The sequence below is a fragment of the Kitasatospora griseola genome, assembly GCF_014648555.1.
Taxonomy (GTDB): Bacteria; Actinomycetota; Actinomycetes; order Streptomycetales; family Streptomycetaceae; genus Kitasatospora; species Kitasatospora griseola.
Genome location: NZ_BMRI01000012.1, coordinates 75,023 through 86,754, shown reverse-complemented (window position 1 = coordinate 86,754; position 11,732 = coordinate 75,023). Strand labels below are relative to the sequence as shown.

General features: G+C 71.9%; 12 protein-coding genes. All 12 read right to left on the bottom strand.

From position 1 onward, the window contains the following. Positions 1-583, bottom strand: a 583-nt coding sequence (locus IEZ12_RS17485; protein ID WP_229847625.1) for a MetQ/NlpA family ABC transporter substrate-binding protein, incomplete at its 3' end; no start/stop codon positions are given. A 69-nt stretch (positions 584-652) separates the two neighbouring features. Beyond that, positions 653-1,417 carry a methionine ABC transporter permease gene (locus tag IEZ12_RS17480; RefSeq protein WP_189272847.1) on the bottom strand — a complete coding sequence of 255 codons (765 nt, stop codon included), beginning with the start codon at positions 1,415-1,417 and terminating at the stop codon, positions 653-655. After that, positions 1,414-2,439: a methionine ABC transporter ATP-binding protein gene (locus tag IEZ12_RS17475; protein WP_189272846.1), complete on the bottom strand. Its 1,026-nt coding sequence runs from the start codon at positions 2,437-2,439 to the stop codon at positions 1,414-1,416. Before IEZ12_RS17475 ends, IEZ12_RS17480 begins: the two co-directional genes overlap by 4 nt. A 412-nt stretch (positions 2,440-2,851) precedes the next feature. Then, positions 2,852-3,343 carry a GNAT family N-acetyltransferase gene (locus IEZ12_RS17470; RefSeq protein ID WP_189272845.1) on the bottom strand — a complete coding sequence of 164 codons (492 nt, stop codon included), beginning with the start codon at positions 3,341-3,343 and terminating at the stop codon, positions 2,852-2,854. Between the two features lie 287 nt (positions 3,344-3,630). Next, positions 3,631-4,995, bottom strand: coding sequence for an FAD-binding oxidoreductase (locus tag IEZ12_RS17465; protein ID WP_189272844.1), 1,365 nt, complete (start codon positions 4,993-4,995; stop codon positions 3,631-3,633). Positions 4,996-5,159: 164 nt separating this feature from the next. Further along, complete coding sequence (locus tag IEZ12_RS17460; protein ID WP_189272843.1) at positions 5,160-5,390, bottom strand: hypothetical protein; 231 nt, start codon at positions 5,388-5,390, stop codon at positions 5,160-5,162. A 46-nt stretch (positions 5,391-5,436) separates the two neighbouring features. Continuing rightward, entirely contained in the window at positions 5,437-6,858 is a 1,422-nt protein-coding gene (argH, locus tag IEZ12_RS17455) for an argininosuccinate lyase (RefSeq protein ID WP_189272842.1), read from the bottom strand. 74 nt (positions 6,859-6,932) lie between these two features. After that, positions 6,933-8,126 (bottom strand): argininosuccinate synthase, encoded by a 1,194-nt coding sequence (locus IEZ12_RS17450; RefSeq protein ID WP_043908647.1) that lies wholly within the window; start codon positions 8,124-8,126, stop codon positions 6,933-6,935. A 109-nt stretch (positions 8,127-8,235) separates the two neighbouring features. Continuing rightward, the gene (locus IEZ12_RS17445; RefSeq protein ID WP_043908648.1) at positions 8,236-8,784 is read right to left on the bottom strand and encodes an arginine repressor; all 549 of its coding nucleotides are present in this window, start codon (positions 8,782-8,784) and stop codon (positions 8,236-8,238) included. 25 nt (positions 8,785-8,809) lie between these two features. Next, on the bottom strand, positions 8,810-10,024 hold the full coding sequence (locus IEZ12_RS17440; RefSeq protein ID WP_189272841.1) for an acetylornithine transaminase: 1,215 nt from the start codon (positions 10,022-10,024) through the stop codon (positions 8,810-8,812). Continuing rightward, positions 10,021-10,953 (bottom strand): acetylglutamate kinase, encoded by a 933-nt coding sequence (argB, locus tag IEZ12_RS17435; RefSeq protein WP_189272840.1) that lies wholly within the window; start codon positions 10,951-10,953, stop codon positions 10,021-10,023. The genes IEZ12_RS17440 and argB overlap by 4 nt, the downstream gene beginning before the upstream one ends. Positions 10,954-10,975: 22 nt before the next feature. Then, positions 10,976-11,732 (bottom strand): bifunctional ornithine acetyltransferase/N-acetylglutamate synthase (locus IEZ12_RS38555; protein WP_229847624.1); only part of this gene is annotated, 757 nt, incomplete at its 5' end.

The window sequence follows — 11,732 nt, the reverse complement described above, 5'->3', positions numbered from 1 at the left end:
GCTGGGCGGCCTCCAGCTCCTTGATCTTCAGGTGCTTGGGGTTGGAGGCGATGTCGTCGGCGGTGGCGGCGGTGCCGGCGCCGTCCTTGAGGGTGATGAGGTTGTTGTCGGCCAGCAGCTTGAGGGCACGGGCCTCGTTGGTGGCGTCGCTGGGGACGGAGACCTGGGCGCCGTCCTTGAGGTCGGCGAGGCTCTTGACCTTCTTGGAGTAGACGCCGAGCGGCTCCAGGTGGACGGTCTCGACGGAGACCAGGTCGGTGCCGTTCTTCTTGTTGAAGTCGTCGAGGTACGGCTGGTGCTGGAAGAAGTTCGCGTCCGCGGACCCGTCCTGGACCGAGGTGTTGGGGGTCACGTAGTCGCTGACCTCCTTGACGTCCAGCTTGAGGCCGGCCTGGGACGCCAGGTTGTCCTGCACGAACTTGAGGATCTGCGCGTGCGGGGTGGCGCTGGCGGCGACCACGAGGGGCTTGTTCGGGTCGGCCGCGGCGCCGGAGTCGGAGCTGCCGCTGGAGCAGGCGGTGACGCCGACCACGAGCCCGGCGGCGGTGGCGGTCAGGACGGTGGTCTTCAGAAACTTACGCACGAAAAGTGCCTTTCTGCGGGTGCGAACGGCCCTGGTGGGCCGGGGACCGCTCCTGGTGGGGAGCGGTGGTCAGGGGGAGGAGACGAGGTCCTCTTCGACCGCCTCGGTCTTCTCGGCGCGCGGCGCGGCCTTCGCTGCCTTCCGCGGGCGGAAGAGGCTCAGCGGGCTGCGGTAGTCGCCGCGGCGGGAGAGCCGGCGGGCGGTCAGGTCGCCGAGCAGCTGCAGCACGGTGACGATGATCACGAGTTCGGCGACGATGACCCACATGAAGGCGGTCTCGAAGCGCTGGTAGCCGTAGCGGACGGCGAGGTCGCCGAGCCCGCCGCCGCCGACCACGCCGGCCATGGTGGAGTAGCCGATCAGCGCGATCAGCGTGGTGGTGACGGCGGAGACCAGCGAGGGCAGGCTCTCCGGCAGCAGGGTCTTGCGGACGATGGCGCCGGTGCCGGCGCCCATCGCCTTGAGCGCCTCGATCAGACCGCCGTCGACCTCGCGCAGCGCGGTCTCCACCAGCCGGGCGAAGAACGGGATGGCGCCGATGGCGAGCGGGACGGTGGCGGCCTGCCAGCCGAGCGAGGTGCCGGTGAACAGCTTGGTGAACGGGATCACCGCGACGATCAGGATGATGAACGGGATGGAGCGTCCGACGTTGACGATCACCCCGAGCACCCGGTTGACGGCGACGTTCTGCAGCAGGCCGCCCTTGTCGGTGAGCACCAGCAGCAGTCCGAGCGGCAGGCCGATCACCAGGGTGGCGAGGCCGGCGATGCCGACCATGCCGAGGGTCTCCCAGGTGGCGGGCCACATCAGTTCCTGCATCCGTTCCCAGGTCATGCCGCCACTCCGTTCGACAGGTCGAGGACGTCCACCTGGAGTCCCTGTTGGCGCAGGTAGCCGATCGGCACCACGTTGTCGGTGTGGCTGCCGGGCAGTTCGACCCGCATCCGGCCGACCAGGCGGCCGGCGATGGTCTCCACGGCGGCGCCGAGGATGTTGATGTCGATCTGGTAGGTGCGGGCCAGCTGGGAGACGAACGGCTGGGCGGGCGCGTCCCCCTGGAAGGTGATCTCCAGGACGGTGCGATCGGCCTGCCCGGAGCCGAAGTCGCCGAGCGGGAACAGGTCGCGGGCGATCCGCGAGTGGCCGTCCGCGAGCAGGTCGGTGAGCCGGCCGCTCTCCACGACCTTGCCGCCGCGCATCAGCGCCGCGGAGTCGCAGACCGACTTGATGACGTCCATCTCGTGGGTGATCAGCAGCACGGTGAGGCCGAGCTGCTGGTTGAGATCGCGCAGCAGCTGCAGGATCGAGCGGGTGGTCTCCGGGTCGAGGGCGCTGGTCGCCTCGTCGGAGAGCAGCACCTTGGGGTCGCCGGCCAGGGCGCGGGCGATGCCGACCCGCTGCTTCTGGCCGCCGGACAGCTGGCCGGGGTAGCTGCCGGCCTTGTCGGCGAGGCCGACCAGGTCGAGCAGTTCGGCGGCCTTGCGGCGGCGGTCGTGCCGGTCCAGGCCGATGATCTCCAGCGGCAGTTCGACGTTCTGCTGCACGGTGCGCGAGGAGAGCAGGTTGAAGTGCTGGAAGACCATGCCGATCCGCCGACGGGCCTCGCGCAGTTCGCGGCCGGCCCGCTGCTCGCTGCCGGACAGCGCGGTCAGTTCGACGCCGTCGACGGTGACGGTGCCGGAGGTGGGGCGCTCCAGCAGGTTGACGCACCGGATCAGGGTGGACTTGCCGGCGCCGCTGGTGCCGACGACCCCGAACACTTCGCCCTCCTGCACGTGCAGGTCGACGCTGTCCAGCGCCAGGACGTCGCGGCCCCGGGAACGGTAGACCTTGGTCAGGTCCTTGGTGGTGATCACAGCTGCTTCCGTTTGTTCGTCGGCGGACGACCGTGCGGGCATCCGCGCCAATGCAGGGAACGGCACCTGGTGCCGGGAGGAAGATCGGGGGCTGGCGTCGTGTCGGTCACGGCCGCCGGCCGACCGGGTCGCGCGGGGCGCGGCCTGGACGGGTCATCGGGCGGACGGGACGTCAGCGGGGGCTGGGCAGAGCTCTCAGCGACAACACATTCGACGGCGCATGCTTCGCTCACCTGCCGGCGTCGCGCCGGTGGGGATGCATGTCGTCGTCGTGGTCATGGAACCCAGTAAATCAGACATTTGGTGAACGTCCCAATGCCCAGGACGTGCTGTCCGATATGTGGACACGACCCTTGCGGGACAAGCACTGCGGCACCCGACCCGTGTCCGGGCCGGGTGCCGCGGGGGTGGTTCAGGCCGCCAGCGAGGCCTCGCCGGGCTTGGCCAGGGTGACGATCGACAGCCGGCGGGAGACCTCGCGCACGTCGGTCTCGTGGTAGCCGAGGCTGCGATACAGCCGCAGGTTGCCGAGGCTGCGGTGGCCGGTGAACAGCTCGAAACGGGTGGCGCCGTCCTCGGCGAGCTTCGCCTCCAGCGCGGTCAGCAGGCGACGGCCCAGGCCGTGCCGCTGCATCCGCGGGTGCACCACCAGGCGGCCGATCTGGCCGACGCCGGCCTCGTCCACCCAGCCGCGCACCGCGCCGACCACCTCGTCGCCCAGGCGGGCCACCAGGGAGCGGTGCTCGGCGAGTTCGGCCTGGAGGCTCTCCAGGCTCTGGGTCAGCGGTTCGAGCGCCCAGTCGCTGTAGAGCTCCGCCTCGCTCTGGTAGCCGAGGTACTGGAGCTTGAGGATCTGCTCCGCTTCATCCGGTCGTGCCGCTGCGATGATCACACTCATGCCCATGGATGGGGCCTCCATCGTCAATCGCCCGGCGCACGCGAGTGAGGGTCTGGCACCGGCCTTGTCCGAGGTGTGCCCGGACGGGGATCGGCCCGGCCCGGGAAAAGCGCGACGCGTCCCACCGGACGGTGGTCCGAGAGGCCGGAACCGACGCGCTCACGGTCAGTATCCGGGCGGTCGGGCGACCGTCAAGAGAGACGTTCGCCACCGCTCTACCCAGGCGACCACTCTTCTCAACCTCCCGGACGCCGACGTGGCGAGCGTCACGCCCGCACCGCCCGGACCACCCGTCAGCCGCTCGGACGGATGTTCTGGTTCACCCGGAACAGGTTCCCCGGGTCGTAGCGGTCCTTCAGCGCCACCAGCCGCTCGTACTTCGCCAGCCCGTACGCCTCCACCACCCGGCCCTGCCCCTCCAGGCCCATCAGGTTCACGTACGCCCCGCCCGAGGAGAACGGCCGCATCGCCTCCAGGCACTGCCGCACCCACGCCACCTGCGGCTCCGCCGGGCCGGTCGTCCAGCGGCCCACCGCGCTCAGCAGGTACGGGGCCTGCCGGTAGGTGTACGCGCTGTCCTCCGCGCCCACCCGGGCCACCGCGCCGCCCAGGAACGCCAGTTGCGCGTGGGCGTCCGGCGAGGGCAGCGCGGCCACCTGCTCCGCCAGCCGGTCGATCGCCGCGCCGTCCAGCACCGACAGGAACTCCGACCGGCCGAACACCCCCGCCCCCGGCCCCCGGCCGGTGTCCAGCATCTGCTGCCACAGCGTGTACGGGCGGGTCTGCACGGTGTCCGCGACCACGCCCGGCAGCGCGCGCAGCGGCGCCACCACCTCCCGGCCGCGGTCCGCCCGGCCGGCCCAGCACAGGCCGATCCGCACCGCAGTCCCGGCCGGCAGCTCCGGCACCCCGTGGGGACGGCCGAACTCGCACGCCACCGTCAGCCCGTCGGGGGCCTGCGCCATGAAGTCCCGCACCGCCGCCACCGTCGCCGCCAGCGCCTCCCTGGGCAGGTACAGCGCCCCGCACAGCACGTGCGGGCCCACCCGGTGCAGCCGGTACGTGAACGAGGTGACCACCCCGAAGTTCCCGCCGCCGCCGCGCAGCCCCGCGAACAGCTCCGGATGCGAGGCCGCGCTCGCCGTCAGCAGCCGGCCTTCGGCGGTCACCACGTCCGCCTCCACCAGGTTGTCGCAGGTCAGGCCGTACGTCCGGGTCAGCCAGCCGATGCCGCCGCCGAGCGTGGTCCCGGCGATGCCCGCCGCCGAGTACGGCGCGCCGGGCGTGGCCAGCCCGAACGCCTGCGTCTCGTGGTCGAACCCGCCCCAGGTCGCCCCCGGCTGCGCCCGGGCGGTCCGGCGCTCCGGGTCCACCCGCACCCCGGTGAGGCCGGACAGGTCGATCAGCATCGCGCCCTCGCCCGTCCCCAGCCCCGCCACGCTGTGCCCCGCGCCGCGGACCGCCACCGGCAGGCCGTGCTCCCGGGCCACCGCGACGGCCTGCAGCACGTCCGCGACGCCGGTGCACCGCGCGATCACGTCGGGCCGGCGGTCCACCGCCGCGTTCCACACCCCCCGCGCCCGGTCGTACTCCTCGTCCCCGGGCACCACGATCTGCCCCCGGAACCCCTCGGCAAGCGCCACGGCTGCGTCGGCCATGGACTCAGCCTAGGGCCGCCCCGCCCGGCCCGCCCCGGCGTGGACCGGCCACCGGGTGACGCACGCCACCCGCGCTCCCGCCGCAGGGCCTGCGCGGACCCGGTGATCCGTACACGGTCTTCGCCGGGAATCCCGGCGTGCCGCGGGGCGGGGACGGCACCGCGTCAGCGCGTCCGGCGCCGCTCCCGGCCGGTGGCCTTCGACACCGGACCCCACCTCCACGCGGCCCCGGCGAGGGTGACCAGCACGGCCAGGCCGATGGTCCGGCCCAGCCGGTCAAGGGCCGCGACGACCAGCCCCGCCGGCCCGTCGCCGCCGGGGTTCTCCCCCGGAGCCGGCGCCTCACCCGCCATCAGCAGGCCGGACACCGTGCCGTAGGCCGCCCGGGTCGTCATGGCCCCCCTCTCCACGTCCCGAGGAGCCCGCCCGGCAGCGAGGTGCTCAGCCGATCCAGGCCTGCTGGACGGCCAGGTCCTGCTTGATCTCGCTGAGCTGCACGGCGACCGCCGAGGGGGCGGTGCCGCCGCGGCCGTTGCGGGAGGCGATCGCGCCGTGGACGGAGAGGACGCTGCGGACGGCCGGGGTCAGGTGGGCGGAGATGGCGGCGAACTGCTCGTCCGTCAGGTCGGACAGCTCGATGCCCTCGGCCTCGCAGACCTTGACGCAGGCGCCGGCCACCTCGTGGGCGACGCGGAACGGGACGCCCTGCTTGACCAGCCACTCGGCGATGTCGGTGGCCAGCGAGAAGCCGGCCGGGGCCAGCTCCTCGAGGCGCTCGCGGTGCACGGTGAGGGTGGCGATCATGCCGGTGAAGGCGGGGAGCAGGACCTCGAGGGTGTCGCAGGAGTCGAAGACCGGCTCCTTGTCCTCCTGGAGGTCGCGGTTGTACGCGAGCGGGAGCGCCTTCAGGGTGGCGAGCAGGCCGGTCAGGTTGCCGATCAGGCGGCCGGACTTGCCGCGGGCGAGCTCCGCGATGTCGGGGTTCTTCTTCTGCGGCATGATCGACGACCCGGTGGAGAAGGCGTCGTGCAGCGTGATGAAGCCGAACTCCTTGGTGTTCCAGATGATGATCTCCTCCGCGATCCGCGAGAGGTTGATGCCGATCATCGCGGTGACGAAGGCGAACTCGGCGACGAAGTCGCGCGAGGCGGTGCCGTCGATGGAATTGCCCACCGAGCCGCGCTCGAAGCCGAGTTCGGCGGCGACGGCCTGCGGGTCGAGGCCCAGCGAGGAGCCGGCCAGCGCGCCCGAACCGTACGGGGAGACGGCGGTGCGGGTGTCCCACTGGCGCAGCCGCTCGGCGTCCCGGCCCAGCGACTGGACGTGGGCGAGCACGTGGTGGGCGAACAGCACGGGCTGGGCGTGCTGGAGGTGGGTGCGGCCGGGCATCGCGGTGGTCGGGTGGGCCTCGGCGAGGCCGACCAGGGCGTGCTGGAGGTCGAGGATCAGCGCGCCGATGGTCCTGGCGTGGTCGCGCAGGTACATCCGGAACAGCGTGGCGATCTGGTCGTTGCGCGAGCGGCCGGCCCGCAGCTTGCCGCCGAGGTCGGCGCCGAGGCGCTCCAGCAGGCCGCGCTCCAGGGCGGTGTGCACGTCCTCGTCGGCGACGGTGCCGACGAACGCGCCGGACTCGACGTCGGCGAGCAGCTGGTCGAGTCCGGCCAGCATGCCGGTGAGCTCGTCCTCGCTGAGCAGGCCCGCCTTGTGCAGGACCCGGGCGTGGGCCTTGGAGCCGGCGATGTCGTAGGGGGCGAGCCGCCAGTCGAAGTGGACGGAGGCGGAGAGCTTGGCGAGGGCCTCGGAGGGGCCGTCGGCGAAGCGCGCGCCCCAGAGGCGGACGTCTGCGGGCTGGGAGGCGGTCATCGCGTGGGCTCCTTCAAGTGCTGTGGCGGTGCCCCGGCCGCGAACTGCGGCCGGGGCGGGTGGAACGGGGGTGATCAGGCCAGGTCGCGGCGGGCGGCGATCTTCGAGGACATGCCGAAGATCTCGATGAAGCCCTTGGACATGGACTGGTCGAAGGTGTCGCCGGTGTCGTAGGTGGCGAGGTTGAAGTCGTACAGCGACTGGTCCGACTTGCGGCCGTTGACGACGGCGCGGCCGCCGTGCAGGACCATCCGGATCTCGCCGGAGACGGCCTGGTTGGCCTCGTTGACGAAGCCGTCCAGGGCGCGCTTGAGCGGGGAGAACCACAGGCCGTCGTAGACCAGCTCGGCCCAGCGCTGCTCGACCTGCCGCTTGTAGCGGGCGAGTTCGCGCTCGACGGTGACGTTCTCCAGGGCCTGGTGGGCGGTGATCAGGGCGATCGCGCCGGGGGCCTCGTAGATCTCGCGGGACTTGATGCCGACCAGGCGGTCCTCGACCATGTCGAGGCGGCCGATGCCCTGGGCGCCGGCCCGCTTGTTCAGCTCCTCGATGGCCTGCAGGACGGAGACCTTGCGGCCGTCGATGGCGACCGGGACGCCGGCGTCGAAGGTGATGACGACCTCGTCGGCCTCGCGCGGGGTGGCCGGGTTCTGGGTGTACTCGTAGACGTCCTCGATCGGGGCGTTCCAGATGTCTTCCAGGAAGCCGGTCTCGACGGCGCGGCCGAAGACGTTCTGGTCGATCGAGTACGGGTTCTTCTTGGTGGTGACGATCGGGAGGTTCTTGGCCTCGGCGAAGGCGATCGCCTTGTCGCGGGTCATCGCGTAGTCGCGGACCGGGGCGATGCACTTCAGGTTCGGGGCCAGCGACTGGATGCCGACCTCGAAGCGGACCTGGTCGTTGCCCTTGCCGGTGCAGCCGTGGGCGACGGTGGTGGCGCCGTGCTTCTGCGCGGCGGCGACCAGGTGCTTGACGATCACCGGGCGGGACAGCGCGGAGACCAGCGGGTACTGGCCCTGGTAGAGGGCGTTGGCCTTGAGGGCCGGCAGGCAGTACTCGTTCGCGAACTCGTCGCGGGCGTCGGCGACCTCGGCCTCGACGGCGCCGCAGTCGAGGGCGCGCTGGCGGATGACCTCCAGGTCCTCGCCGCCCTGGCCGACGTCGACCGCGACGGCGATGACCTCGGCGCCGGTCTCCTCGGCGATCCAGCCGATGCAGACGGACGTGTCCAGACCGCCCGAGTAGGCGAGTACGACGCGCTCAGTCACGGCTTTCTCCTTCAGTACAGGTTTCATGCGGCGTTAGGCATAAGTATGCACGAGTGCGTATGCATTGCCAAACCGGTGGCACTCAGTGGGACGAGAAAGAGGTGGGGGGCTACTGCGACTTGGCCTGGGCGAGCTGCATCAGGTGGTCCGCGAGCGCCTGCCCGCCGGCCGCGTCACGGCTGATCAGCAGCACGGTGTCGTCGCCGGCGATGGTGCCGATGATCTCGAACACCTCGGCGGTGTCGATCGCGGAGGCCAGGAACTGGGCGGCGCCGGGCGGGGTGCGCAGCACGACCAGGTTGCCGGAGGCGGTCGCGGAGACCATCAGCTCGCCCGCCAGTCGGGCCATCTTGGCCTCGCTGGCGGACTCGCCCATGGGGGCGCGCGGGGTGCGGTCGCCGCCCTCGGCCGGGACGGCGTAGATGAGCGCGCCGTCCCGGTTGCGGATCTTCACCGCACCGAGTTCGTCCAGGTCCCGGGAGAGGGTGGCCTGGGTGACCACGAGTCCGTCGTCGGCGAGCAGCTTGGCCAGCTGGCTCTGGGAACGGACGGGCTGACGGGTCAGTAGGTCCACGATCCGGCGGTGGCGTGCGGCGCGGGTCTGCGGGACCTGCGGCGTGGGGCCTGCCGTGGGCGACTCGGGGCGGGGTTCGGTCATAACTGAAGATTCTCCTGAAAGACGCTCAGCTGTTCGCGCCGGGGGCGGTTTCGCGGACCGTTCGGAGGATCGCGGGCAGCGCGGCGAGGAAGCGGTCGGCCTGTTCCTCGGTGAGGATCAGCGGCGGGACCAGCCGGACGGCGTCCGGAACGGCCGCGTTGACCAGGAAGCCGGCGTCCTGCGCGGCGGCCTGGACCTGGCCGGCGACGGGCTGCGTCAGCACGATGCCCAGCAGCAGGCCCTTGCCGCGCACCTGCGCGACCAGCGGGTCGCCGATCGCCTCGATGCCGTGACGCAGGCGCTCGCCGAGCTTCGCGGCGTGCTCCAGCAGGCCCTGTTCCTCGATGGTGCGCAGCACGGCGAGGCCGGCGGCGGCGACCACGGGGTTGCCGCCGAAGGTGGTGCCGTGCTGGCCGGGGGCGAGCAGTTCGGCGGTGTCGCCGAAGGCGAGGACGGCGCCGATCGGCAGGCCGCCGCCGAGGCCCTTGGCGAGGGTGACGATGTCCGGGTCGGCGCCGTCCTCGGCCTGGTGGGCGTACCAGTGGCCGGTGCGGCCGATGCCGGTCTGGATCTCGTCCAGGACCAGCAGGGTGCCGGTGGCGCGGGTGATCTCCCGGGCGGCCCGCAGGTAGCCCTCGGGCAGCGGGACGGCGCCGTTCTCGCCCTGGATGGGCTCCAGGAAGACGGCGGCGGTGTCGGTGGTGACGGCCTGCCGCAGGGCCTCGACGTCGCCGAGCGGGACGTGCGTGACGTCGCCGGGGAGCGGCTTGAACGGGTCCTGCTTGGCGGGCTGGGCGGTCAGCGCGAGGGCGCCCATGGTGCGGCCGTGGAAGGCGCCCTGGACGGAGACCAGGTGGGTGCGGCCGGTCAGCCGGGAGATCTTGAAGGCGGCCTCGTTGGCCTCGGCGCCGGAGTTGCAGAAGAACACCCGGGCCGGTCGGCCGGCCAACTCGACGAGCTTCTCGGCGAGTTGGATGGTCGGCTCGGCCATGAACAGGTTGGAGACGTGGCCGAGGGTGGCGATCTGCCCGGTGACGGCCTCGACGATCGCGGGGTGCGCGGTGCCGAGCGCGTTGACGGCGATGCCGCCGACCAGGTCGAGGTACTCGTTGCCGTCGGCGTCCCACAGCAGGGCGCCCTCGCCGCGCACCAGCGGGATCCGCGGGGTGCCGTAGTTGTGCATCAGGGTGTGCTGGTACCGCGCGGTGATGGCCGCGTTGCCGGTCGGTTCGTCGCTCATGCCAGGCCCCCCAGGACGGTGGTCTCGTCGTCGGGCACGACCATGGTGCCGATGCCCTCGTCGGTGAAGATCTCCAGCAGCAGGCTGTGCTGGACCCGGCCGTCGAGCACCCGGGCGGTGCCGACGCCGGAGCGGACGGCGCGCAGGCAGCCCTCCATCTTGGGGAGCATGCCGCTGGCCAGGGTCGGCAGCATCTCCTCCAGTTCGGAGGCGCTGAGCTGGCTGATCACGTCGTCGGAGTTCGGCCAGTCCTTGTAGAGGCCCTCGACGTCGGTGAGCACGACCAGCATCTCCGCGCCGAGCGCGACCGCCATCGCGGCGGCGGCGGTGTCGGCGTTGATGTTGTAGATGTGGCCGTCGGCGCCGCGGGCGATCGAGGAGATCACCGGGATCCGGCCGTCGGCGATCAGCGCCTTGACCGCGCCGGCCTCGATGTTGACGATGTCGCCGACCAGGCCGATGTCGACCTGTTCGCCGTCGACCACGGCGTAGCGCTTGACGGCGGTCATGGTGTGGGCGTCCTCGCCGGTCATGCCGACGGCGAACGGGCCGTGCGCGTTGAGCAGGCCGACGAGTTCGCGCTGGACCTGCCCGGCGAGCACCATCCGGACCACGTCCATGGTCTCGGGGGTGGTGACGCGCAGGCCGGCGGTGAACGAGGACTCCAGGCCGAGCTTGTCGAGCTGGGCGCTGATCTGCGGGCCGCCGCCGTGCACCACGACGGGGTGCAGTCCGGCGTAGCGGAGGAAGACCACGTCCTGGGCGAAGGCGGCCTTCAGGTCCTCGTCGACCATGGCGTTGCCGCCGAACTTGATGACGACGGTCTTGCCGTGGAAGCGCTCCAGCCAGGGCAGCGCCTCGATCAGGGTGCGGGCCTTGGGCAGGGCGGCGTTGCTGCGGGCCTGTTCGCCCTTGGGTGCGATCTGCATGGCTTGTGTCGATTCCCCCGGGTCAGCTGGAGTAGGCGCTGTTCTCGTGGACGTAGTCGGCGGTCAGGTCGTTGGTCCAGATGCTGGCGTCGGCCCGGCCGGCCTTCAGGTCTGCGGTGATGACGACCTCGCGGCCCTTCATCGAGACCAGCTCGCGGTCCTCGCCGACGCCGCCGTTCCGGCACACCCAGACGCCGTTGATGGCGACGTCCAGCTGGTCCGGGTCGAAGGCGGCGGAGGTGGTGCCGATCGCGGACAGCACCCGGCCCCAGTTGGGGTCCTCGCCGTGGATGGCGCACTTGAGCAGGTTGCTGCGGGAGATGGTGCGGGCGACGTCGACGGCCTCGTCCTCGGTGGCGGCGTTCACGACGTCGATCCGGATGTCCTTGGACGCGCCCTCGGCGTCGCCGATCAGCCGGCGGGCCAGGTCGGCGCAGACGGCGCGCACGGCCTCGGCGAACTCGGCCTGCTCCGGGGCGACCTCGGAGGCTCCGGAGGCGAGCAGCAGCACCGTGTCGTTGGTGGACATGCAGCCGTCGGAGTCGACCCGGTCGAAGGTGGTGCGGGTGGCGTCGCGCAGCGCGGCGTCCAGCTGCGGGGCCTCGACGACGGCGTCGGTGGTGACCACGACCAGCATGGTGGCCAGGCCCGGGGCGAGCATGCCCGCGCCCTTGGCCATGCCGCCGACCGTCCAGCCGGCCGGGCTGGTGACCTGCGCGGTCTTGTGCACGGTGTCGGTGGTCTTGATGGCGATCGCGGCGGCCTCGCCGCCGGTGCTG